The sequence below is a fragment of the Alteromonas sp. KUL49 genome, assembly GCF_006538345.1.
In the GTDB taxonomy this organism is placed as follows: domain Bacteria; phylum Pseudomonadota; class Gammaproteobacteria; order Enterobacterales; family Alteromonadaceae; genus Alteromonas.
In genome coordinates this window covers 1-24,869 of the sequence record NZ_BJKL01000019.1, presented here as the reverse complement: position 1 = coordinate 24,869, position 24,869 = coordinate 1, and the positions used below count along the sequence as shown (strand labels likewise).

Here is a 24,869-nt window from a genome sequence, read left to right as displayed (position 1 = left end):
TTAGGCGCTTGAAATATACTCTAGACCTGCAAAGTCAATTCACAAATGAGACCATGGTCGTAGGATATTAGAAGGAGGGTTGTTTATAATGCCCTCGGCAATGTTAATTTTAAGTTAAAGGGAAGCCATGACATTTGGTTGGGTAACACTTGCGATTTTCTATCTTTTTTTACTGTTCTCGTTGGCGAGCTGGGGCGATAAAAACTCGCCTACTGCAAGAAAGCTCACCTCTCATCCTGCGGTTTATTCTTTAGCACTCGCTATTTTTTGTACTGCTTGGACCTTCTTTGGCATGGTTGGACAAGCCAGTAGAGACGCATGGATTTATCTGCCCATTATGCTGGGCCCCATTCTGGTGTATTTGATTGGGTATAGTTTTATCTATAAAATGACGTTGGTGAGCAAGAAGCAACACATCACTACTATTTCAGATTTTATTGCCTCTCGTTATGGCAAACGACAAACCGTAGCCTTACTAGTCACACTGATAGCGCTACTTGCTACGATCCCTTATATCGCGTTACAACTCAAAGCCATAGGCACCATGTTTCAGTTGTTAACGCAAGAAACGGACAATAGCTTAATCATAATAGCTGCCACCGGTTTCATCGCAGTCTTCGCTATTTATTTTGGTACAAAACAAACTGACGTTACTGAGTATCGTCGTGGATTAATGCTAGCGATTGCTTTTGAGTCCTCGGTAAAACTCTTCGCCCTTTTACTGGTGGCATTGGTGGGATTTAGCGCATGGGGAAATACAGAAGTTAAGCTTTTCAATGCGCAGTTTCTCAATAGTACAGCGCTAGGTCAATTTAGTTCGTTCAATTTTATCGCGCAAACTATTATGGCAGCGGCAGCTATCATATGTTTACCACGTCAATTTCACGTTGCGATTGTTGATAACCTCAGTCTAAAACACTTAAAGACTGCTCGTTGGCTCTTTCCTCTTTACCTATTACTTATCTCCGCCGTTATTCCTATCATCGCAATAACGGGTCAATCTCTGTTTGCCGGTAGTGGCGTCGAGCCTGACTCCTACGTCATGTCTATTGCAATGTTTAGCGGCTCATCACTGCTACAGGTGATTGTGTTTGTAGGTGGACTATCCGCTGCAACTGCGATGATTATCGTTGCAACGCTTACCCTTAGTACCATGTTAACTAATGACGTGATTTTACCCAGGCTATTTATCTTCAAAGCAGAGCATTCCGGTCAACGGGACTTCTCAAAGCAAATTCGACTTACTCGACGGGTGGTCATTGGAATAATCTTACTGCTAGCATTTTTCTACCACCAGCAGATGACTAGTAGTCGCTCGTTACACTCAATCGGATTGATTGCGTTTTCTCTCGTCATTCAATTGCTCCCAGCAATTTTAGGCGGATTATATTGGAAAAGAGCCCATGCGCATGGTGTTTATGCTGGACTGATGACAGGGGTCATATGTTGGGTGCTTTGGTTGGTACTTCCAGCCATTGGAGGAACTAACACCCAACTAGAACAAAATGCTCAAATTAGCCAAGGGGCTATGATTAGTCTTACAGCCAATGCCTTGGTATATGTGGTATTTTCCTGGTTTGCACCCCAACGTTTGATCGACAGGATCCAAGCCGAAGCCTTTGTATCACCTGCAGTGGTGAGAGATGGCACGGTTAAACAGCAGAGCAGCAATGTAACGGTTGCAGATCTTATTACACTACTATCGACATTTATGGGGTCTGGACGATGCGAACAACTCCTCAGCGAATACCAAAAGCTCAACCACTGTACTCTCACCCACAGTGATAAGCCCAACGACACGTTTTTAGCCTTCTGTGAACGTGCACTGGGGGGCGTTATTGGTGCATCGAGTGCAAAGGTGCTACTAGACAGTGCACTGCGCGGTAAAAAGATGGACTTCACTGAAGTTATCAACTTTTTTGATGACACAACGCAGGCGATGCAATTCAATATGACCGCGCTTTTAACCTCTCTCGAAAATATCGATCAGGGTATAAGCGTAGTAGATAAACATCTCAATTTAGTCGCATGGAATAAACGCTACGCGACACTATACCCTTATCCGGATGACTTTTTGGCAGTTGGAATGCCTATAGAGAAACTCATCCGCTATAACGCCGCGCAAGGCGAGTTTGGTAGTGTAGATGTAGAACTAGAGGTGACCAAACGCATAGAACATTTGCGTTCAGGTACTCCACACCGATTCAAACGCCAGCGCAAAGACGGTAGGGTGATTGAAATGGTGGGTAATCCACTTCCTGGTGGCGGCTTTGTAACTAGCTTTAGTGATATCACTGGCCACATTGAAATTCAACAAGCACTGGAAGAGTCCAATATTGATTTGGAAGCCAGAATTAAAAAACGCACAGAAGAAATTCATTCCATCAACGAAGAACTGCGCTTAGAGATTGCACGCCGTTCGGAAGCGGAAAAAGAACTGATTCGCGCGAGAAAGGCCGCAGAAAGTGCCAATGCAAGTAAAACGCGCTTTCTCGCATTGGCGAGTCATGATGTATTACAACCGTTAAACGCAGCCAAGCTTTACCTCACTGCACTTGAAGAGCGTCAACTTGAAGACGAAGTACAATCAATTGTTGGTAAACTTACTCACAGTGTAACGTCGAGCGAAGCTTTGATAGCCACCTTGTTGGATATCGCTCGTCTAGACCAAGGAGAAATGAAACCCGATATAGTGGCTATTAATATGGAGGAGTTAATGCTTCCTCTTGTCGATGAAATGAGTATGCGTGCCAAAGAGAAAGGGATCGCTCTTAAAGTAATTATGCGCCCTTGTTGGGTTAAGGCCGATAAAACTTACTTGTACCGTATAGTCCAAAACCTGTTATCAAATGCTGTCAAATACACTGAGTCTGGCAAGATACTTTTTACCGTTCGCCCGGTGGGTAACTCGATAAAGATTTCCGTTTACGATACAGGAATTGGTATATCCGAAGAGCAGATCGCTAAAGTATTCGGAGATTTTTACCGTACTAACGAAAGTAAGGAACATGGCTTAGGTCTGGGGCTTGGAGTAGTAAGGCGACTGAGTCGTCAATTAAATACTGATATTCAAGTGACCTCTAAACACAATAAGGGTAGTCGCTTTTCATTCTCACTTAGTAGGGCTGAGCCGCCTCAGATTAAGGCAGTAAAGTCATCAGTAAAAGCCTCTTCCTTGAGCGGTATTCGAGCACTATGTGTTGACGATCAAAGCGAGAATTTGGATGCCATGCAAACGCTACTAGAAAAGTGGGGCGTCGAAGTCTTTCTTGCAGACAACTGGAACGACGCCCTAGCGGTAGCTAACGAAATTAAACCTCAAGTATTGCTCATGGACTATCAACTGAGTAACAACGATGCTCAGAATGGGCTCGCTTTAATTTCGTCGATACGAGAGCGTTTGAATACGGTTATACCCGCGGCACTTATCACGGCCACCCATGAAGAAAATTTAGTGACTCAATGCAAAGAACAAGGGGTAAACTACTTACCTAAACCACTCAAGCCAGCCAAATTGCGAGCGCTACTGCAAAGTATGACCCGCTTTATAAAAACATCGTCTGAATAACCAATAGTAACACTGCCACTTTTTCAACGCAGCGTATTAACGCTGCCGCTATTGGCTCAATCACCACTTCAGATGTTGCACCGACGCAACACAATGAATCAAATTTGCACCACGAGGTTATGTTCACTTACTGCTAGTATCGTCATTTCTCCTAACCTAACACTTGGTGACATTATGAAGCGCCTACGCACACTCAAAACATTAATTACTCTCGGTGTAGTTTCACTATTACTCGCCACCCAGACAAACGCTAACGCCTCAGATAGTATCGAAAATCTATTTGATAACTATATGCTTAAGTACAACACCTACATTCAATCAGGAGAATTCAATAAGGGTCTTCACCTGTATCGCGACGACGTTATGTTAGTAACCAATAATGGCGCGCAAACGGTATTGAAAGCTACAGAAATGGATCAAAGAGTGATCGTATTTCTCGACAACTTAAAGCAACAAGGTGTTGCAAGAGTGCAATGGGAAAGTCAAAACATTACCCGCCTCGACACCAATCTTGCGGTAGTTAAAAACGTAGCAATCCGCTTTGCTAGCGATAATAGTGTGGTTAATCGAGTAGGTGCGACCTATCTCATACAAAATGGGCCTAATGGTTGGAAAATTGCTGCATTTTCAGTACATACTCCTGAACATGGATAATCGTTATAAAACAAATTCATGAATGATTGGGATGACTACCAACTGGTACTGGCATTACACAGGGGCAAAACCCTCAGAGGTGGGGCCAAAATTCTTGGCCTAAATCACAGTACACTGTCAAGAAAGCTCGCAAGATTACACCAAGTAATGGGAGCAGAGGTTTTCGAGCCAACATCGCAGGGGTTAGCTATAACCCCATTTGGGAAACAATTACTGGCGACTGCAACAAAAATGGAGCAAGTCGCCAACCAAGCTAAGGCCGAATATTGCCCTTCTGAACCACTAACAGGTGAAGTCAATCTATCCTTACCTCCCGCATTGTTCGAATTTGTATTGATGGAGGACATTGCTCGGTTTTGCCACCAATATCCCCAGATTAAAGTGAATGTACAAACTGGCTATCATTTCGCAAATATCGAGAAGGGAGAAGCAGACGTTGTTGTACGAGTGGCAGATAAACCAGGAGATGACCTAGTCGGTCATCGACTATTTCCCCTGTCTTTGGGCTTTTATGCCAATCCAGATTATCTTGCCGCTACGCCAGAGTCTGAGTATCAGTGGATCACCAGTACTGATATGAACAAAGTAAGAGGTTATTTGCCCCAATCACCTTACCCAAAAGCCAAGATTGGTTTTACCCTTGATGATTTAGTGCTTCGTCACAAAGCTGCGGCACAAGGTCATGGGCTAATATTAGGCGCATGCTATATTGCAGATACGATGAGCGAACTCACAGCGCTCAATGATACAAGATTAGTTCATCAAGAAATATGGGTGCTGACTCACCAACGTCTAAGTCAAACCCCACGAATTAAGTGCTTAATGCAGTATTTACTGCACGCTATTCGAGCAAAGCAAGACAACGTGTTGCTCTAGCCCAGCCGATAACATGACTCTGATTAGTAACCTGTCATTTCAAGAAATCCTTTGCCTGTATGGCTACCAGAAATAGTCGTCGGCCCCTCATAATACTCTACAGAACCCTTGTTTATAGCATCGGGTTTTAATGCTGTAACTACAATGTCCACGTCATAGCCAGCAAGGGTTATACGCCATTGCGTGGGTATTTTCTTGTTTTCTACGTCAGTACTCTTTTGCAAACGTAAAACAATGTCTTGTGGAGTTAACGTACTGACTTGGCCACTATTGCTGATAAGAGAACCTGTCTCATAAAACTCCTCTCCCACCCGCATTCTGAAAAGCATTAACTTGTTGCCGTTGTCGAAATGAACCGAGAACCAATCCCAGCCAACAGTGTCTGGGCTAGACAGCGTGCTTGACCACTCATGATCATACCAACCTTTGCCCGTCACTGAGTGAGCGTTGTTATCTACAGTAATTTGACCGTGCACATCAATAAAGGGCTGACTGTAATAGTGGCTTGCGTGACTTTGATTCGCGGTTTTGCGACTGTATCCATTGTCACCATGAAAAACAAAAGGGCCTGACGTCGCGAACTCGAGGTCAACAGCCATATGATGACCGTCAACGGTCACCCACGATGATGTCAGTGCGGCGGGAAACAAAGCTTGTTCCTGCTCACCGAGCCATTGCCAATTGTCGATATACAAGCGTCGAGGGGACTCTGTTACACCCGCGGTGCCTAATCTGCTATCAGCATATTTTTCAACAAACCAATGATCTTCTTCCGTATGTAGAGACATATGCCCCATGTAGATATGGTTGCCTGCACTCGAATTTCGCAAACGAAATAGGGTCCACTGAACTGCGTATTCTTGCCCTAACCCATCTTGCAAATTGCTAGTTACGTACCACCATTCAACATCAAAACCATAGTGCGCACCATGATCATAGGGCAATTGAACGATATAGTTTGGTGACGCCTTTTGTCCTTGGCTTTGCAGAAAGTCGTCCCCCAACAACACCCAATCATAGCGGTTTGCCACGGGCTGCTGAGCTGGCTTGCTGCAACTTACCAAACATAATACACACATTATGATGGCTAACACTTTCATAGACCCGCTCCGGTAAGAGTTGGTTTACCACCCTTTTTACCAGGCTCAATAATGTCTCGTTTGGATAGCCTAAACAACGCTAAAGAGATCAATCCACCCACAATCACAAGACTGTAGATATAGACTTGCAACAGAGGGTAGCTATTGATGCTCATAGCGTAAGACCAACCAAAAGCTTGACGATTGATAATATGAATTAAAATCCACGCCAGGAACAACCCAAAAGGTACCGCAGCCAAGAATGCAAAGGTACAGAGAAAGTAATACTCGAGTGCTTGCCGAGCAGCCACAAACCTATTTGAAAATCCAAGACTTCTGAGAATGGCGTCCTGCGCCTTGGACTCATTCAACAGAATCACAATAGAGCAAGCTAGTGACATAGCGGCAACGGCCAAGGTCACTAGTTTCATGACATCAGTGATGATGAAGGTTGCATCAAAAGCCTTCATCGAACTCTCGATGATGTATTGAGTTTCATACACGATTGCTGTGTCTTCTAATAATTGGTTGAGCGCTTCAATTCGACTTTCAATGTTGTCGGAACTAGGGAACGTTAGTGCGTAAAGGTAAGTGGTTTTGGCAAACTCAGACATCCAATCAAAATCTAATAGGATTTGCCCACGCGGGTTCCCGTAGTCTACATAAATCCCCTTCACGACAAGGCTAACTGACTTATCGTCAGTAGCATTATCATTAAGAATGGGTACTGTGACTGTATCCCCTATGCGCACTTGAAGATATTCAGCAAGCTGCTGATTGATCAGCACTCCTTGTCGTTGGGAGAACGCAGACCAAACGTCGTCTGCGACTTGGTCGAACACCATGGCATTGATATATTCTGGGGTAGACGGATAAGAATAAATAGTGGTTTGTTTTCCTTCGAGTAAACGGTCATAACCCAAACGGGGAACAATGGCTATCTGCTCATCAATATTCAGCAGTAGAGGCCGAATATCATCTTCACTTTGTGTATACAAGTAAGCATCGGCGAGCAAGCGAACTTTTAACCAGTCTTCGGTAGCCGTACGAAAGCTATCTACCATTACGTTCATACCAATATTGCATATTACGGCGATAAAAAATGCGCAAACCGCTACCTTGGTGTGTTTTGACAATTGCCATGCACTGGATATCGAAAGCTTGATGAGGACGCTTCTCGAAGTAAGTAACCGTTTAACACCGAAAAGTGCCAAAGGAAAGATAGCGATAACCAACAAACAAGCCGTGAATACAAATAATCCAGTACTGGGGATAGACCAATGCAGTGAGTCGGCATTGAGCAATAAATATACGCTGGCGAGACACCCAATGGCGGCAACAACAAAGAGTGAAAATTGAACATTGGGAGGTCTATTTTGTAGGTTTACTGAGATGTACTTTTGCCATTTCAAACTGACATACAGCGCCCCCAATACCCCCGCTATGCTAGCACTTTGTGTTTGTGCCAAAAGTAGCCAAAACGTATTCACGCTGGGAACAGATGACACACCAGTGAGTGCTTCAATGGTAGGGAGCACCGCCATTAAAATAGAGAACCCGGCCACGGTACCCACTACGGCGGTAAAAACGGCAAGTAGTAGCGCTTCAAGCCCAAGCACAAGCACCACACTGGTATAGGAAAAGCCTAGCTGTTTTAAGATACCTATGGTGTCTGTGCGTTTCATCAACATAAGTTGGTATGCATTAAAAACAATGAAGAGGCATACCACAAACATAAGTGCGCCCATCGCCAGAAGATTAAGCCTAAAGCTACTCTGTAGCTGATTGTCAGACTCAAGAGATATAGGAGCGACTAATTTAAAATTGGCTGATAATATATTTCGAATGTGTGACTGGGTGAAATCAGGTAGCTCCTGAGTGAGCAAAATGCCACTGAATGCGGGGGGCGAATTAGGCGTAGTTGATGTATTTGCAATATCAGTGACGAGCAAATTATCCGGTAACGCGGGGATGATTGAAACTGCAAACGATTCACCGATACGCTGAGCAGTTACCTCGTTGGCAAAATATATGGGAGTACCTTGCCTCTCTTCGGAATCATCATTGCTAATTGGCGCAGTATCACTGGCATTTGTGGGTGAGTTGACTTCGATATAACGGTGAAAACGACGCCATTCAATCAATGCAAATGTATCCAACGCCAATAAGTTTATATCCGGAAATGCCTCTAGATCACTCGAGCGATAGCCCACCATAGGCGTTGGAATATTGGCTTTAAGGTGGCGATACTCACTCAGTGAGATTTCTGAATCAGAGGGTATTATTTGGTAAAACTTTGAGATATCGGCCAACAAATGGTCATCTTTCGCTTCCAGATCTAACTGTGCGAGTCCCATCACAGCGGAGAGTCCTGTAGTTCCCGCAAAAAGAGACAAGAACAACATCAGAAAAATAAGTTTTTGCGTGCGAAAACTCTTGGCAAAAACACTGGTTAATAGTCGAAGACTACCTTGTGATTGACTATTACTGATCATTATCATCTTGGACGCGGTACAAAGCACCGTCGCGAATTTCGAGTAATCTATCGGCTCTTTTTGCTAGCGCCAAACTATGAGTGACGAGAATCAAAGCCGCTCCGGAGCTAGACACGGCGTCAAAAAGCAAATCACCAACGGCACTGGCGGTTTTTGGATCTAAGTTACCCGTAGGCTCATCCGCCAATACCAACTGGGGTTTATGGGCAAGTGCCCGAGCAATTGCCACCCGCTGCTGTTGGCCGCCTGACAATTGTGCAGGATATTTGTGTTCGTGGAATTGAATATCTAACTTCTCTAATAGGCTGTTTATGTAGTCAGGTTCAAAATTACCCTTGTGTTCAGCGGGTAATGCAATGTTTTCTAATACGGTTAAATGTTCTATTAGATTAAAGCGTTGAAACACCACGCCTAGGTTCTCTTTGCGTAAGATATTTAAGGTTTTTTCCGTCTTTCTTTCATGCTCAATTGGATAGTTAAAAACCTCTGCCTTGCTATCAATGTGACGACGCATTTGGTATTTAACCTTGCCGCTATTAGCCGACTGCAAACCTGAAATAATATTGAGCAAAGTAGATTTACCACACCCAGAAGGGCCAACAATAGCCACGCTCTCACCATGCTCTATCGAAAAGCTCAGCGAAGACAGGACGTCAGGACCGTTTTGAAACCGCTTTGACAGGTTTTGAATTTCTAGCATATTGATCAATTTAAGCAGTCAACTAACAATTGCTCTTATACGCTCCAACAAAATGGAAGTTTAGTTTGTTCTATATTCCCTTAACTTAAAGATAAAACAACTAAAAAATGTCTTAGACATTAGGGGCTGTTGATCTTTGCTGTACGTTTTTGCAGCGAAGTGTTTGTCATTTAGACAAGGAAATGTTCACGCCGTGTAGCCATCTACATAAGTGAGCGTTGACGCCGTATAAATGACAAACAATCGCTGCCTGAAAGATTCATCCAAGCGAGCCTCATACTGCTTCACTCGTTGCTCTTTTGGAATAACCAAACTACACGCCTCGTTTATTGTCTGAGGCTCGCTTGGAGTGAACAAAAAGTGTACCGCAAAGATCAATAGCCCCTAAGGTGTAGTCAGTCACAATTACTGGGAGGGAGGTTCTAATTCCAACTGTGAGGCAATAAGTACGGCTTGCGTGCGATTATTGATGCCGAGTTTTTTAAAAATAGCGGTAACGTGTGCCTTTACAGTAGCCTCAGCTATATCCAAGTTATAGCCAATTTGCTTGTTGAGCAAGCCGTCACGCATATAGCACAATACCTTATATTGCGAGGGTGTTAAGCTAGCTACGTTGTCGGCCAAAACAGAAAACTCTTCGTCGACATCATCTATATCAGCAAGATTTTCCGGTAACCACACATCACCATCAAGGATTGCCTGAACAGCCTCGGCAATGTCAGTGGCACTGGTCGTTTTTGGAATAAACCCTAGCGCACCAACACTGACGATCTTAGAGATAATCGTTGAATCTTCCGTGCCAGATACCACAGCGACAGGTAGGTCAGGAAACAACTTTCTGATATGAAGCAAACCAAACAGATCATTACTGCCAGGCATGTGCAAGTCGAGCAAAAGTAAGTCGACATCTTCCGTATTGAGGATGTCGACAGTTGAGGATAAATCACCAGCCTCACGTAACGTGAGCTCAGGCAAAGACAGTGATAACGCCCCTTTTAGCGCGTCTCGATAGAGAGGATGATCATCAGCAATCAGTAACGTTATCATGAGTTTATCCTTATTACTTATTCAATCGCTCCTCAATGAGTGTATCAACAACCGATGGATCCGCCAATGTTGACGTATCACCAAGTTGCTCATGCTCATTGGCAGCGATCTTGCGCAAGATACGACGCATAATTTTACCCGACCGGGTTTTAGGTAATCCCGCGGACCATTGAATCATGTCTGGAGTCGCTATAGGGCTCAGTTCTTGACGTACCCATGATTTCAAAGACTTAGTCAGTTCATCGTCAACGGCAACTCCTTCATTAGGTGTTACATAAACGTAGATCCCCTGGCCCTTGATATCATGAGGGAAGCCAACAACGGCGGCTTCAGCTACCTGCGGATGAGCAACCAACGCACTTTCAATTTCTGCGGTACCTAAACGGTGACCGGACACGTTAAGTACATCATCAACACGCCCCGTGATCCAATAGTAACCATCTTCGTCTCGACGAGCCCCATCGCCTGTAAAGTAAACACCCTTATATGCACTAAAATAAGTGTTGATAAAGCGCTCGTGATCGCCGTAAACCGTGCGGGCTTGGCTAGGCCAACTGTCTTTTATAACAAGGTTACCTTCTGATGCCCCCTCAAGTTCGTTACCCTCTGCATCAAACAAGGCAGGTTGAATACCAAAGAAAGGACGACTTGCAGAACCTGGTTTAAGTGCAGTGGCACCAGGCAGTGGCGTAATCATGTGACCACCGGTTTCTGTTTGCCACCATGTATCCATAATAGGGCAACGACTTTGACCAATAACACGATGATACCAATCCCACGCTTCAGGGTTGATTGGCTCACCCACTGAGCCCAACAAACGCAGTGATGAAACATCACAGCCTTCAACCGGTACTTCACCGTGTGCCATAAGGGCGCGGATTGCCGTTGGCGCAGTGTATAAGCTAGTGACTTTATACTTTTCAACCACCTGCGCTATACGTTTAACATCAGGGTATGTAGGTACACCTTCAAAAAAGACTTGAGACGCAGCATTAATCATTGGCCCATATACCATGTAACTATGGCCTGTGATCCAACCCACATCAGCAGTACACCAGTAAATATCATCGTCTTTGTAATCAAAGGCGTATTTGAAGGTCATTGCCGTGTAAAGCAAATAGCCGCCCGTAGTGTGAACGACACCTTTCGGTGTACCGGTGGAGCCTGAGGTGTAGAGGATAAATAGCGGATCTTCTGCGTCCATCACTTCCGGCTCGCACACTGAAGAAGCGTCACTGGTTAAATCACTCCAGCGCACATCCACTTCGCTGTTCCACGTTACATCGTTACCTGTCAATGTGTGAACCAACACATGCGTGATAGATGGGCATGCACCGTTACTAAGTGCTTTATCTACATTTGCTTTTAATGGTACCGAGCGTCCTGCACGACGCCCTTCATCGGCAGTAATCACCACTTTTGCAGCGCTGTCGTTTATTCTGTCCGCTATTGCATTAGGAGAGAATCCACCGAAAATCACGGAGTGAACAGCGCCAATTCGAGCGCAGGCCAACATGGCATAGGCTGCTTCAAGTACCATTGGCATATAAATAGCAACGCGGTCACCTTTTTGAACCCCCAATGATTTGAGCCCATTCGCTAACTTGCATACTTCATCATGAACTTCTTGGTAAGTAGCGCTAGCGCTATCTTCTGGAGAATCGCCTTCCCAAAGGAACGCCGTTTTATCGGCATGGGTGGCCAAATGTCGATCGATACAATTGTAGCTGGCGTTAATTTGCCCGTCTTCGAACCACTTAATGGATACATCATCAGCACCAAAGTAGGTATTTTTAATTTTAGTTGGCTTGCGATACCACTCTAGCGTGCTAGCATACTCGCCCCAAAATGCTTCGGGGTTGGTAACCGACTGTTTATACATGGTTTGATACTGCTCATCGGTTAAGTGGGTCGACTTCTCTATCGACGCGGGCACAGGATAAATCGCGTTATCAGTCATGGTTATTGCCTCCGGGATCCATATTTAAAAAGCGAATAGTTATAGCGAACACTCTAGTCATTCAGTCACAAAGCAAAATGAGACTTTGGTCTTAGCACTAACTGTACACACTATATACGACTATAGTCTTATGCGACCATCCGCTTATTCCAAATTCTGAAATGGTCAGCCAAATTAGGTTCATTAACGTCGCATTTACATACATTTAACCACACTCTGGAACGAATATGATGAAAGCTACAATAAAAAATACAGCAATTGCCGTATCACTAGGACTCACTGCACTCAGTGGTGCTTCTGCAAACGCTACAACCATCGGTGACACTCAAGTTAAATTTACTGGCTATATCAAAGCGGATGCTATGGTAAGTAACTACTCAGAGGGTACGCTCGGTGCTGGCAGCATAGGTAGAGACTTTTACATTCCTTCATTAACGCCTGTCAGTGGTACTGACGAGGGTAGCCAATTTGATGCTCACATTCGCCAGTCTCGCTTCCGCTTTACCACCAACACCCCCACAGACGAGGGCGATATAATTACGGGAGTGCTAGAATTAGACTTTATTGTTACTGGTGGTGGTAACGAGCGTATCAGTAACTCTTACCTACCGCGTGTACGTCATGCTTTTATTAAGTACAACAATTGGTTGATTGGTCAAACATGGACCACCTTCATGGACGTGGGTGCACTACCAGAATCACTGGACTTTATCGGTACTACCGACGGTATTACTTTTGGCCGTCAAATGATGGTCCGTTACAGTAATAACGGATTTCAAGTGGCGTTAGAAAACCCAGAATCTACCATAACACCTAACGGTGGCGGCTCTCGCATCGTCACCGATGATAATGCAGTCCCCGATCTAATAGCCACCTACACCACCAAAGGTGATTGGGGACACGTAAAACTTGCCGGATTGGTAAGACAACTGTCTTACAACAATGGTGCAGGTATTGATGATGATATTACCAGTGCAGGTATTTCGATTACCGGTAAATATAAACTTTCCGGCGGTGACGATATTCGCTTTTCATTCAATACAGGGTCAGGTTTAGGTCGCTATGCCGCGCTAAATGCTTCTAATGGTGCTGTCATTACTGCAGACGGTAACCTAGAAGCGATTGATTCGACGGGCTATGCGATTGCTTATCGACATGTTTGGAACGCCAAAATGCGCAGTAGCTTTACCTTCTCTGCATTGGATATCGACAATGAGACAAGTTTAACCGGTACTTCAGTAACACAAAGCACCTACAGCACCCGAGCAAACTTCCTTTATTCACCTACCAAAGCTCTTACTTTTGGTGCAGAGTATACCTATGCTAAACGCGAGGTTGAATCTGGATTAGAAGGCGACATGAATAGACTTCAAGTGTCAGCAAAATACGCTTTCTAGCAGAAGCTCTATGCAGTAAAACAGGCACAAATAGCTTAGTGTGTCTGTTTTGCTATCACCTACACCTGCCAATCCCGCCCTGCTCTTCCACACTTTAATTGCCACCTTTTGTGCTAAACTAACCGTATTCAATTTGATACGTCTAAAACTGTCTGATCTACCGTCATGAGTGTTGTCTCGAGCTTTGTTGTACGCTTACTCAAATTAATTGGCATGATTTGCTGTGCTCCCTGTGCCATGGCAACGCCATCAATCAGTTCTACTGACAACTCCCCCATAGAGCTCGTGTTTACCGTTAATGCTCCGGGGGCATCGCCATTTTTATATTTTAGCGACACAGAGAACCGTTATGTTGGCGTTGTCGCTGAGTTTTTCGAAACTATGGCTCAAGACGGTGTCATCAATATCAAGTATGTTGATGCTATTCGCGCTCGCAGTGAACAACTGGTCTATGACGGGCGCGCAGATGTATTTTTATCTAGTCCAGCGTGGTTAGCCCACCCCGAGCAAGTACTCACTACAGACCCACTAAGCTCAAGTCGGACGTTTCTCTACTCTGCTGAGCCTTTTGATAAAGACTTTACAATAGATAGTCTGGATGAGGAGAGTATCTGTACACGCCGAGGGTATGTTTATCCGGGGCTATCACAGTTTCTGAGTAAACCCGATCGACGGGTCGATTCTGCTAGCCAAAAAACAGGAATGAGCATGGTTTTAAAAGGGCGTTGTGATTTTGTAGCAATGAACTTCTTTAATGCGCTAAGCCTGGTGAACAGTCCGGATTTTTGCGACACCATGATTTATCAGTCACCAAAGCCGACTCATGTGGTACCCAATTCCTTTATTTTATCGCGAGAGCATATCGATATACTTCCAACGATAAATACCTATTTACAACGATTTCATTCGAGCGGACAGGCAGATGCGTCTTTTGCTAAGCACTCGCTTAACACCACTGGAACGTGTAGAACTACATTGTCACAAAAATAATACTGAGTGGCACCACAAAGAATAGTCCGGCGATGTAGCCAAACCCGTAAATTTTACGTTCAGCAACTTTCAACGATAACTTATACGACAGTGTAAGAGGTATATAACGTAAAAACGAAATACCGTAGATAACAAATACGGCGAGCACATTATACAACAAGTGAACTAAAGCTATTTGCAGTGCGAAGCCACTGTTTTCACCTGAAATACCCAAAGCAGCAATCAACGCGGTTATGCAAGTGCCCACATTCGCGCCGAGAGTAAACGGGTAAATATCCCTTACTTTAAGGATACCCGTTCCAACGAGTGGAACGACCAAAGAGGTCGTGGTAGACGATGATTGAACGAGTACCGTCATCAAAGCTCCTGACGTTATTCCTGATACAGGGCCTTTACCAATACTCTTATGCAGTAACTCTTTAGCTTTACCCACCATCAGTGACTTCATGATTTTGCCCATAAAAGTGATTGAGGTGACGATAAGCCCAATACCTAGCAAGATTTTGACTAGGCCAAGATAGACCTCTGGCAAGAAAGAAAACCAGGCACTCACTTGAGATATCACGGGTTGAGTAACAAGCTTAATGGGATTAATACCGGATACTCCCATTGCCTCTCCCGTGTGGAGCAAAGACACCACAAAAGCACTTAAATGCTCTAAAACGCCAAAAGCGATTTCAATGGGTAAAAATATAATGACCGACAAAACGTTGAAAAAGTCGTGGATAGTGGCGGCATTAAATGCACGTTGAAATTCTTCCTTGTTGGTAACGTGCCCTAAGCTCACTAGCGTATTAGTAATACTAGTTCCAATGTTGGCTCCCATCATCATAGGCACGGCGATAGATACGGGTAACCCGCCTGCTACCATTCCAACAATAATTGAAGTTACCGTGCTGGATGATTGAATTAAGGCGGTGGCAACCATGCCTATTATCAACCCAAGGATAGGATTTGACGCAAAACTAAATAATGTTTTGGCATGTTCGCCGGTGGCAACTTTGAACCCACTGCCTATCATGCCGACGGCTGTTAGCATTACATAAACAAGCAATACCAATAGTAACCACTTCTGCCAATTGCGCGTTGGCAGTTCGGTAGCGTTTACAGGGACTTGGTTACTTTGTGATAACGTCATGCCGATGTTTCTATATGCTAAAAATAAACTCTCACATTAACGTTTAGTTGTGACAGTGATATGAAAGCCACATACAAGTCCCTAAAGCATTCCTGGCTAGAAAGCCAACGGCGCTTGCTTTATTACGTTAGCTATTTCTTTCTGTGTATCTTTCGACAATACCACATCAAAACCGTCAAGATTCTCAGTGAGTTGCGCGCAAGTGGTTGCACCAATGATGGTAGAAGTCACTCCTGGCACCTCCCTACACCACGCAAGCGCTAACTGAGATGGAGTAATGCCTGCGGTACTTGCTATATCAACATATTGAGCCGTGGCCTCGTGCGCCAAAGGTACATCTCTGAATAGGCCATTACGCTGCGTTAGTGTCCAACGAGAACCTTTTGGGCGCTCGCCGTTCTTGTATTTTCCACTTAACATACCCGTCGCCAGTGGTGACCATGGTAAATAAGCAATGCCTTCAAGTTCACACATTTCGATAAGGTAGGGCCAATCTTTCAAATGCAGTAAGCTAAACTCATTCTGAATCGATACGGGTTGAGGAATACCCATGTCATTACACAAAGTAAGAAAAGTATGTATTCCCCACGGTGTATCGTCAGACAATCCCCAGTGTTTTATTTTTCCACTGTCGAGTGCCTCTTTAATACCACCAAGAATGTCACGCATGCCATCGACTTCTTCTTCCCGTGAAATTGCCTTTGGTGAGAAGCCATCAACCCAATGACGACCAAAATGAGGTGTACTTCTGTTAGGCCAATGTAGTTGATACACATCGATCACATCACTTTGCAAACGCTGCAAAGAATCGTTGAGCGCTGTGATCAGGGAAGACCCCGTAATTTTACTTCCCTCCCTGATATACGAAAAGCCGCTGCCTGCTACTTTAGTCATAATAACTAGGTCATTTCTAAGTGACGCATTACGGCTAAGCCAATTTCCTAGGATCCTCTCTGTGTCGCCATAGGTTTCACCGTTAGGAGGTACGGGATACATTTCAGCGGTGTCGATGAAATTGACGCCACGATCAATAGCCAGCGCTAGTTGTTCATCCGCGTCACTTTGTGTGTTTTGAATACCCCATGTCATTGTGCCCAGACACACTTCTGAAACATTAATTCCACTTCTTCCCAACGGGTTATAACGCATATATAAAACTCTATTTCTAATTAACTGAAGACGGTTTTTGCTGCTGTGAAGTGCGCGCTAATTCCGCTTCCACCGATGCTAGGCGCTCTTCTATATCTTTCCTAGATTCCACCATTTCATTGGCTAATTCTGCCAGTGATTTAAACTCCGCGAATCCAAGCTTTTTAGGATCTATTCTTTGATACTGACGTTTACAGCGATAAAAGAACATCACAAAGTTAGCGAACGCTCGATGGAAAGTAGCAAAACTCTTTATAAGCACAAGAATTAAAACGACTGACGTTAACACTGCTATGCTCACACTGTACAGTTGTACGCGGCTTTCTTGGGCTTCGATCATGGGCTGCAATGCCTTATCGATATCAGAGAGCTGTGATTCCACTAAATGTGCTTGTCTTCGAAAGCGCCCTCGTAGTCCATCGTTATGAGTTAACCCCATAGACTGGGTCGAGGCTATCAAAGCACCAAGTGTATTGTTATAAGCAGTGGCCACTTGTAATACATTGGAAGGGCTTGAAGAAGACAAGGAAGCTAGGACAGCAGCAAGCTCTTGACTCGCTTTTGAAGAGAAATAGGTATCTTTAGTCAGTAAGAAATCACTTAACGCCAATCGCACAGAAACAAATCTCTCGTAATTTTGTGAGTTCACAGAGAATTCAGCCATTTGGGCAATACGTTGCTCCGTCTCCTTAATCTGTCCAATCAAACCTGTGTTCTGATCCAGACCAATAGTACCTTGAAGCATCACTACCTGATTAAATAAGGTTTGATATTCACTCAGAGACACTGCTAAGTCATCAGTGTTATCCTGACTAAAGTTGTATTGTCGTGTATGCATAGATAATGCATTCAAACGCTCACTAAACACTTCTGCTCTGTTGTTAAACTTATCGAAGTACACTTGCTCATATCGCAGTAGAAAGTCCTTCTCATGTCTGCGCATTTGCAATAAGTCTTGCCCCATACGAAGCAGTAAATCCCTCTGCTGATTGAGTTCAATGAGTCGCTGAGTGAAATAGTGCTGGCTGCCTACCAGCATACTCATACCAATTACACAGATGAGTGTCATAAGAACAAGACGTGATTTTATCGAATCAAACTTCATAGCCGAAGTACCAATGTGTAGTAAGGGACGTTGGTTGAAGCAATAACATAGCGTATTACTCTAGCCTTTGCCCACAGTTATTATTACAGGGTTAAACACACCAGACGATATAGAAGGAAGATGACCGCACTGTGTCAGTGCGGTTAATACATGAAGGATGACATTCTCGTGAGTTAAACTGGCTTTTTCTCGGACACGGAAATACAGACCTGATCGCCATAGTAATTATTTTTGTAATTACAACGCTTCACTGCTGACTGGCGTTGTGTAGTATTTGCAAAAGGTAGACGTTTAAGTAATTTGTTCATAATGATACTCCTTGTTAAGTAAGATAAGTATCGAGGAAAAAACAAATTAAATAAAACGAACATAACCAATCAAATCAATTGGTTTTTTAAATGCTAATAATTGTTAATGTCTTGCTGCTTCGATTTTTTTGCGAAAAACTTTTTCAATACTAACAGTGCAATAAATGAAAACACTGCCACAAACATTGCAGTGTTCAACCATACAGGTTCAGTGAGCATTGGCAATAAACCAATATAATGTAAAGCGCCACCACATATTGCACCGATGCCAAATGCGAGGAAAATGTATCCAGGGATAATAGCCTCTAACGCTATTAGAATTAAACCTAGTGCTAGCCAACCACTACTACTAGAAAAAAAACTCTCCATTAATTTGCCCCTGGCTGTTTAATCATGTCTAACGCTGCGGTCAACGACCCAAGTGACTTAGTGATGTCTGTCGGTAATACTATGGTTTTTGCATTGTCGGATGAACCTACTACGCCCATAGCTTCAACTTGTTTCTTTAACACGTCAAAACTAATCGCTTTTTCACCACCATTATTAATAGCTTCAGCGATCACTCGTGTTTGTTCTGCTGTGGCTTTTGCTTCTGTTGTAATTGCATAGGCTTTCGCTTCTGCAGCGATACGCACTGCTTCGGCTTCTTTGGTGGCTTCGTAAAGTTTCGCTTCTGCAGCTAACTCAACGGATTTTTTAAGTCCTTCCGCTTTTGCCACCGTAGCGCGACGTTCCCGCTCTGCGTTAAGTTGTTGCCGCTGGGAGTTCTTAGTTTCGTCGTCTACCAGTACATCCGTGACTTCAGTACGGGTAATTTCTATTCCCCAAATCTCAGCTGCACCTTTTAGGTTACGTAAAATCTCTTCTGCCATTTGCTCTCTGGCACTTTGAATTTCATCTAACTCCAACTTACCTGCAGCAGAACGGATAATAGACTCTGCGGTTGTTTGAATCGCACCGTCAATATCTCTAATCCGGTATACGCTTTTAGATGCATCTAGTACGCGAAAAAACACACTAGTTTCTAGCTTAATTTCCACATTGTCACGAGTAATAACAGATATTGTAAAGGAGTCGAGTTGGCGTTCTAGAATTGAGACTCTGTGAGCAACGCGGTCGATAAAAGGAACAATAAAATTGAAACCAGCATTGAGCGTTTGAGAGTAACGACCAAAACGTTCAATAACGTATTCTTCTGACTGGGAAACCACTTGCAAGCTTTTTCGCGTGAGCACAATGAAGAGGATAATTACAGAAACAGTGAGTCCATATTCTGTAATCAGATCATTGATTAATCTAGCATCCATACCGCATATCCTTTTTAGTTGCTTAATCCAGATTCACTATCTAATTAGTATGTACTAAAACCACAAATGGATACAAGGAATAGCAAAGCAGTAACTTGTTACTCTATGTGTAGATTGGTTAATGGTGAGGAATTAGGAGTGATACGCCAAAAACAAAAAAGGCGCTCAATGAGCGCCTTTCTTTTCAATGCTTGGTGTGCAAAGTCTAGATTAGTCTAGAATCTTCGCTACAACACCTGCACCTACTGTACGACCACCTTCACGGATTGCGAAACGTAGACCTTCGTCCATCGCAATCGGAGCAATTAGCTCAACTTTGAATTTAAGGTTGTCACCAGGCATTACCATTTCTACGCCGTCTGGTAGCTCTACTGCACCAGTTACGTCAGTTGTACGGAAGTAGAACTGTGGACGGTAGCCTTTGAAGAATGGCGTATGACGGCCACCTTCATCTTTAGATAGTACGTATACTTCTGCTTCGAACTTAGTGTGCGGGTTGATTGAACCAGGCTTCGCTAGTACTTGACCACGCTCTACTTCGTCACGCTTAGTACCACGTAGAAGAACACCAACGTTCTCACCTGCACGGCCTTCGTCTAGAAGCTTACGGAACATCTCTACACCAGTACAAGTAGTCTTCGTAGTTTCTTTGATACCTACGATTTCTACTTCTTCACCTACTGTAACGATACCTTGCTCAACACGACCGGTTACAACAGTACCACGACCTGAGATTGAGAATACGTCTTCGATTGGAAGGATGAACGGCTTGTCGATTGCACGCTCTGGCTCTGGGATGTATGAATCTAGAGCTTCACCTAGTTCAACAATCTTCGCTTCCCATTCTGCTTCGCCTTCAAGCGCTTTAAGTGCAGAACCTTGGATAACTGGAAGGTCATCACCTGGGAATTCGTACTCAGAAAGAAGTTCACGAACTTCCATTTCTACTAGCTCTAGAAGCTCTTCATCGTCAACCATGTCACACTTGTTCATGAATACGATGATGTAAGGTACGCCAACCTGACGACCAAGTAGGATGTGCTCACGAGTCTGAGGCATTGGGCCGTCAGTCGCTGCTACTACTAGGATCGCGCCGTCCATCTGTGCAGCACCGGTGATCATGTTTTTAACATAGTCAGCGTGTCCTGGGCAGTCTACGTGTGCGTAGTGGCGAGTTGGAGTATCGTATTCTACGTGTGAAGTAGAGATGGTGATACCACGCGCTTTTTCTTCAGGAGCGTTATCGATTTGATCGAATGCTTGAGCGTCACCACCGTAAGTCTTTGCAAGAACAGTAGTGATTGCTGCAGTTAGGGTAGTTTTACCGTGGTCAACGTGGCCGATTGTACCCACGTTTACATGGGGTTTCGTACGTTCAAACTTTTCTTTTGCCATTTCTATTATCCCAGCAAAGTTATTAAAAATTTATGAAAATCTAAACAAACATGAGCTGGGGAGAAATACTGGTGCTGATAGGCAGATTTGAACTGCCGACCTCACCCTTACCAAGGGTGCGCTCTACCAACTGAGCTATATCAGCACTAATTTTGGAGCGGGCAGCGGGAGTCGAACCCGCATCATCAGCTTGGAAGGCTGAGGTAATAGCCATTATACGATGCCCGCAAATCCTAATTCTCTGGCCACCTCATAAAGAAAGTGGTGGAGGGGGCAGGATTCGAACCTGCGAAGGCTGAGCCGGCAGATTTACAGTCTGCTCCCGTTGACCGCTTGGGTACCCCTCCGAGATTGATGGTGCCGACTGCCGGAGTCGAACTGGCGACCTACTGATTACAAGTCAGTTGCTCTACCAACTGAGCTAAGTCGGCACTGCATCAAGTGGGTGCGCATTCTAGAGTAATGATTTACTCCGTGCAAGTGTCTTTTTGAAAAATTTTCATTTTTCTGTTTGATTGCTAAATATTTAATCAATCAAACGTTACACACAAATCTCTTCGTGCGTAGCGGGCAAGACCTTGCACCACCAAATTCGCGGCTCGAATGCTATCATCGCTTTCAAGGAATGCAAACATTTTTTTGCCTCCACCGCCTATAATTACGTCGAAATCGGTTTGTTTGCTGGATAAGTAATCAATGGCGGCTAAATAAACGCCATAGACAGCAGAAAAACAACCTGTAGCCACGCAATCTTCGGTGTCCTGACCTATGTCAAAGTTGGTTGGAATTTGGTCATGAGCAGTGACTCTCTCAGTAGAATTTATTAATGCGTCTTTCATTACTGTGTAGCCAGGCGTGATCCAACCGCCTAAATGTTGACCATCTGCGACAAAATCTACGGTAATTGCCGTGCCAATATCCATAACAAAAAATGCTTTGTTGGTGGTTTTTTCTGCGGCCACCATTGCTAACCATCGATCAGTACCCATTTTTGACACATCGGCATAGCAATTTTTTATTCCAAAAGCTTCACTCTCTGTACAAATTTGCGTCACGGTGACCGATTCATCGTAATATTTTTTCTTAATTTCCTGAGCAAAACTTTCGTTTCTCACACTCGACAGATAAATGTACTCAATTTTTTTGTCATTAACGTAATTAAAAACGCACTCAATAGAGCTTGAAACTTCCGGCTCCTTGTCGAACTGAGACAAAAGACAGTACTTTATTTGTGTATTACCTACATCAATTAACAGCACCTTTGACTCACTGACCACGCAAACTCACCTCACCGCCGTGGAAACGAGTGATCCCATCTTGTGTTTCTACTAATAGTGCTCCGCTTGCATCTACACCTCTATCTATACCTGAAAAGCGTTTCTCGCCCATTTGTAAAACAATGCGTTTGTCGGCATAAAGGTCTAAGGCCTCCCAATGAGGTGTAAAAGGACCGAAGCCTGTCTGTGTGAACTCTGGAAGCATTTTCCATAGCGACTGTATAATAGAGGCCGCTAGCGCATTTCTATCTGGCGTATGGCCAAGAAATGATGATACGTCACTGTAGGGTTGGCCTACATCATATTGTCCATCAGGCATGCAAACGTTCAATCCAACACCGATAACACTGTGAGTGGTAGCTCCGATTTGACCTTCTACCTCTATCAGAACACCTGCGAGTTTTCGCCCCTGAAGATAAATGTCGTTTGGCCACTTTAATTGTGCATCGTCGACGCCAAATGGCTTCAACCCTTCACATACCGCTAAACCCACTAACAAAGATAATCCAGCCATACTTTGATAACCATCGGGAAACGACCAATACATAGAGAAGGTTAAGCTACCTCCCACAGGCGCCAGCCAAGAGCGCCCGTGTCGACCACGACCTGCAGTTTGGACTTCAGCTAGCACCACGTCGCCGTTAGCTAAGTCTTCACGGTTATTCGCTATGCGCTTTTTCATTTCAGTATTGGTTGAAGGCAAAACCGCTTCAACATCCACTACAGCTCTGTTAGTGCCGTCTAAATGTTTTCTAATACTATCTGCGTCTAACAATGAGAACCCTCTATCTAATCGATATCCCTTTCCTTTGACTTTGAAAACGTCTAACCCCCAGTCAGACAGTTGAGTAATATGCCCTGCTACGGCGGTACGTGACAAACGAACCTGTTGAGCGATAGCTTCGCCCGAATGAAACTGGCCGTCAGACAAAAGAGCAAGTATATGTTGTCTGATCAATTTAGATGCTTGTCTCATAACGTCATTATCCCCTTTGAACCGATTAAACGTACCTCTGGTTCTAGTTGTATGCCGAACATATCGTATACGCGTTCAATGATTTTTGTAGCAAAGGAAATTAAGTCCTCGCCTCTCGCGTTGCCTACATTAGTTAAAACTAATGGCTGCGTAGGATGGCATCGAACTCCTTCATATTGCTCACCTTTAAATCCTGCATTATCTATCAACCACGCCGCTGGAATTTTAACCATGTCTGTACCCTGAGAAAAATAAGGTACGTTTTTATGGCATTCTCTGATAACAGCTAATATTGATGTTGGCACTACAGGATTTTTAAAAAAACCTCCCTGCATTACCGAGTATTTTTGGATCAGGTAGTTTACTTTTGCGAATCTCGATAACGCGATCGAAGATCTCTTGAGGCGAAGGGTCAATCAGCGTAGCAAGCTCGCCGTAAGAGAATACTGGATTGTTTTGTTTTGGAAATACAAAATTAACACGTGTTATCAGTACTTTATTCGCGAGCTCGCGTTTAAACAAACTATCTCGATAACCAAACTCACAATCTGAATTAGAAAGTATTTGAGGTTTAGAAGTATCGAGGTCGATGAACTCTACCGATTCAATAAAACGATTAACTTCAACGCCATAGGCACCAATATTCTGAATAGGACAAGCGCCAACCGTACCGGGAATGAGCGCTAAATTCTCTAGGCCATACCAACCTTTGTCCATGCAGTACTCTACAAAAGAATGCCAGTTTTCTCCTGCGCCTACTTTTACTCGATAAGTATCGTTTGTTTCCTCACAATCGATACCTTTTATTGCGTTTATCAATACAGCACCCTCAAAGTCAGTCAAGAAGACCGTGTTACTCCCCTCACCAATGATTATTGAATTGGCGTGCTGCTTTTCGAGCGCCAGAAATTCATCTGACGAGGAGAATTTGAAGATATGAGGACAGTAACTATCTAGTGAAAAGGTATGGTAAGGCTTGAGCGAGGGCATAAATACAGGCAGTCATTGATTTACGTCGTATGTTAGGTGAATGACTTTACGATTAAAAGTATTTTAACAGAACTGTCAAAGCTAAGACTGTAAATAAAGCATACAGCACAAAGCAAAAAACCCGCCATAAGGCGGGTTTCTTTAATGAGGACCTGGCATTGTCCTAGCTCACTTGGGGTTGGACGCACACTGCGTGAAGAACGCTACACCGCAGGTGTATGACGAATGCCCAATGGCATTCGGCAAGTGATGAACGATCGAGCACTGCGAGACCATGGGAGTCCCCTTCGGAATGGCTGACCGTGGAGTAGCACTATCGTGCAAAATCGTTATGCGCAGCATCTCGACTTTTGCGCAAGGAGGACGGGCATTACACTCAGTTGTTAGCTACTTTGAGTATACACACCTAATTAAGCACAAAAAAGCCCTTGTCTTACGACAAGGGCTTTTCGGAATGA

At 44.1% G+C, this 24,869-nt stretch carries 22 protein-coding genes and 4 tRNA genes; 5 read left to right on the top strand and 21 right to left on the bottom strand.

The features are described 5' to 3' along the window. Positions 1 to 127: 127 nt before the first annotated feature. The 3 genes from EYS00_RS19845 (at position 128) to EYS00_RS19835 (ending at position 5,098) form a co-directional block, all read left to right on the top strand. A complete protein-coding gene (locus tag EYS00_RS19845; protein WP_130639647.1) occupies positions 128 to 3,568 on the top strand; it encodes a PAS domain-containing hybrid sensor histidine kinase/response regulator in 3,441 nt (1,146 codons plus the stop codon). Between the two features lie 174 nt (positions 3,569 to 3,742). Further along, positions 3,743 to 4,222, top strand: a complete 480-nt coding sequence (locus tag EYS00_RS19840; RefSeq protein WP_130639646.1) for a hypothetical protein — start codon at positions 3,743 to 3,745, stop codon at positions 4,220 to 4,222. Between the two features lie 18 nt (positions 4,223 to 4,240). Then, positions 4,241 to 5,098 carry a LysR family transcriptional regulator gene (locus tag EYS00_RS19835; RefSeq protein ID WP_130639645.1) on the top strand — a complete coding sequence of 286 codons (858 nt, stop codon included), beginning with the start codon at positions 4,241 to 4,243 and terminating at the stop codon, positions 5,096 to 5,098. A gap of 23 nt (positions 5,099 to 5,121) precedes the next feature. On the opposite strand, the gene EYS00_RS19830 is transcribed toward EYS00_RS19835, so the two are convergent. The 6 genes from EYS00_RS19830 to acs all read right to left on the bottom strand — a co-directional run bounded on the left by EYS00_RS19830 (position 5,122) and on the right by acs (position 12,379). Further along, positions 5,122 to 6,198 (bottom strand): lipocalin-like domain-containing protein, encoded by a 1,077-nt coding sequence (locus tag EYS00_RS19830; RefSeq protein WP_130639644.1) that lies wholly within the window; start codon positions 6,196 to 6,198, stop codon positions 5,122 to 5,124. Next, positions 6,195 to 8,672, bottom strand: coding sequence for an ABC transporter permease (locus EYS00_RS19825; RefSeq protein WP_165399445.1), 2,478 nt, complete (start codon positions 8,670 to 8,672; stop codon positions 6,195 to 6,197). Before EYS00_RS19825 ends, EYS00_RS19830 begins: the two co-directional genes overlap by 4 nt. Beyond that, positions 8,662 to 9,372, bottom strand: a complete 711-nt coding sequence (locus tag EYS00_RS19820) for an ABC transporter ATP-binding protein (RefSeq protein WP_130639642.1) — start codon at positions 9,370 to 9,372, stop codon at positions 8,662 to 8,664. The genes EYS00_RS19825 and EYS00_RS19820 overlap by 11 nt, the downstream gene beginning before the upstream one ends. Positions 9,373 to 9,558: 186 nt before the next feature. Next, the gene (locus EYS00_RS20630; protein ID WP_165399444.1) at positions 9,559 to 9,729 is read right to left on the bottom strand and encodes a hypothetical protein; all 171 of its coding nucleotides are present in this window, start codon (positions 9,727 to 9,729) and stop codon (positions 9,559 to 9,561) included. 48 nt (positions 9,730 to 9,777) lie between these two features. Beyond that, positions 9,778 to 10,419 carry a response regulator transcription factor gene (locus EYS00_RS19815; protein ID WP_130639641.1) on the bottom strand — a complete coding sequence of 214 codons (642 nt, stop codon included), beginning with the start codon at positions 10,417 to 10,419 and terminating at the stop codon, positions 9,778 to 9,780. Positions 10,420 to 10,432: 13 nt separating this feature from the next. Further along, a complete protein-coding gene (gene acs, locus EYS00_RS19810; protein WP_130639640.1) occupies positions 10,433 to 12,379 on the bottom strand; it encodes an acetate--CoA ligase in 1,947 nt (648 codons plus the stop codon). 230 nt (positions 12,380 to 12,609) lie between these two features. On the opposite strand from acs, the gene EYS00_RS19805 reads away from it, so the two are divergent. Together EYS00_RS19805 and EYS00_RS19800 are read left to right on the top strand one after the other, a co-directional pair. Continuing rightward, positions 12,610 to 13,776 (top strand): DcaP family trimeric outer membrane transporter, encoded by a 1,167-nt coding sequence (locus tag EYS00_RS19805; protein ID WP_130639658.1) that lies wholly within the window; start codon positions 12,610 to 12,612, stop codon positions 13,774 to 13,776. 237 nt (positions 13,777 to 14,013) lie between these two features. Next, entirely contained in the window at positions 14,014 to 14,766 is a 753-nt protein-coding gene (locus EYS00_RS19800; protein ID WP_165399443.1) for an ABC transporter substrate-binding protein, read from the top strand. Here EYS00_RS19800 and EYS00_RS19795 read toward each other — a convergent pair. The 15 genes from EYS00_RS19795 to murB all read right to left on the bottom strand — a co-directional run bounded on the left by EYS00_RS19795 (position 14,747) and on the right by murB (position 24,411). After that, a complete protein-coding gene (locus tag EYS00_RS19795; RefSeq protein ID WP_130639638.1) occupies positions 14,747 to 15,904 on the bottom strand; it encodes a Na/Pi symporter in 1,158 nt (385 codons plus the stop codon). The two genes, EYS00_RS19800 and EYS00_RS19795, sit on opposite strands and share 20 nt — an antisense overlap. A gap of 96 nt (positions 15,905 to 16,000) precedes the next feature. Then, positions 16,001 to 17,053 (bottom strand): aldo/keto reductase, encoded by a 1,053-nt coding sequence (locus EYS00_RS19790; protein WP_130639637.1) that lies wholly within the window; start codon positions 17,051 to 17,053, stop codon positions 16,001 to 16,003. 16 nt (positions 17,054 to 17,069) lie between these two features. Then, positions 17,070 to 18,158 (bottom strand): chemotaxis protein, encoded by a 1,089-nt coding sequence (locus EYS00_RS19785; protein ID WP_130639636.1) that lies wholly within the window; start codon positions 18,156 to 18,158, stop codon positions 17,070 to 17,072. 173 nt (positions 18,159 to 18,331) lie between these two features. Next, positions 18,332 to 18,466: a hypothetical protein gene (locus EYS00_RS21130; RefSeq protein ID WP_258313046.1), complete on the bottom strand. Its 135-nt coding sequence runs from the start codon at positions 18,464 to 18,466 to the stop codon at positions 18,332 to 18,334. A 93-nt stretch (positions 18,467 to 18,559) separates the two neighbouring features. After that, positions 18,560 to 18,835 (bottom strand): NfeD family protein, encoded by a 276-nt coding sequence (locus EYS00_RS19780; protein ID WP_130639635.1) that lies wholly within the window; start codon positions 18,833 to 18,835, stop codon positions 18,560 to 18,562. Continuing rightward, positions 18,835 to 19,773: an SPFH domain-containing protein gene (locus tag EYS00_RS19775; protein ID WP_165399442.1), complete on the bottom strand. Its 939-nt coding sequence runs from the start codon at positions 19,771 to 19,773 to the stop codon at positions 18,835 to 18,837. The genes EYS00_RS19780 and EYS00_RS19775 overlap by 1 nt, the downstream gene beginning before the upstream one ends. Before the next feature lie 210 nt (positions 19,774 to 19,983). Then, entirely contained in the window at positions 19,984 to 21,168 is a 1,185-nt protein-coding gene (gene tuf / locus EYS00_RS19770) for an elongation factor Tu (RefSeq protein WP_130639634.1), read from the bottom strand. A 69-nt stretch (positions 21,169 to 21,237) separates the two neighbouring features. Beyond that, positions 21,238 to 21,313 (bottom strand) — tRNA-Thr (locus EYS00_RS19765). An 8-nt stretch (positions 21,314 to 21,321) separates the two neighbouring features. Beyond that, positions 21,322 to 21,396: transfer RNA gene (locus tag EYS00_RS19760), tRNA-Gly, on the bottom strand. A 34-nt stretch (positions 21,397 to 21,430) separates the two neighbouring features. Continuing rightward, positions 21,431 to 21,515 (bottom strand) — tRNA-Tyr (locus EYS00_RS19755). Positions 21,516 to 21,523: 8 nt separating this feature from the next. Next, a tRNA-Thr gene (locus EYS00_RS19750) sits at positions 21,524 to 21,599 on the bottom strand. Between the two features lie 99 nt (positions 21,600 to 21,698). After that, positions 21,699 to 22,445 (bottom strand): type III pantothenate kinase, encoded by a 747-nt coding sequence (locus EYS00_RS19745; RefSeq protein ID WP_130639633.1) that lies wholly within the window; start codon positions 22,443 to 22,445, stop codon positions 21,699 to 21,701. Next, positions 22,435 to 23,421, bottom strand: coding sequence for a bifunctional biotin--[acetyl-CoA-carboxylase] ligase/biotin operon repressor BirA (birA, locus tag EYS00_RS19740; protein WP_130639632.1), 987 nt, complete (start codon positions 23,419 to 23,421; stop codon positions 22,435 to 22,437). Before birA ends, EYS00_RS19745 begins: the two co-directional genes overlap by 11 nt. Further along, on the bottom strand, positions 23,418 to 23,756 hold the full coding sequence (locus EYS00_RS21125; RefSeq protein WP_242618851.1) for a hypothetical protein: 339 nt from the start codon (positions 23,754 to 23,756) through the stop codon (positions 23,418 to 23,420). Before EYS00_RS21125 ends, birA begins: the two co-directional genes overlap by 4 nt. Continuing rightward, complete coding sequence (gene murB, locus EYS00_RS19735; RefSeq protein ID WP_242618850.1) at positions 23,737 to 24,411, bottom strand: UDP-N-acetylmuramate dehydrogenase; 675 nt, start codon at positions 24,409 to 24,411, stop codon at positions 23,737 to 23,739. The genes EYS00_RS21125 and murB overlap by 20 nt, the downstream gene beginning before the upstream one ends. Positions 24,412 to 24,869: the final 458 nt, after the last annotated feature.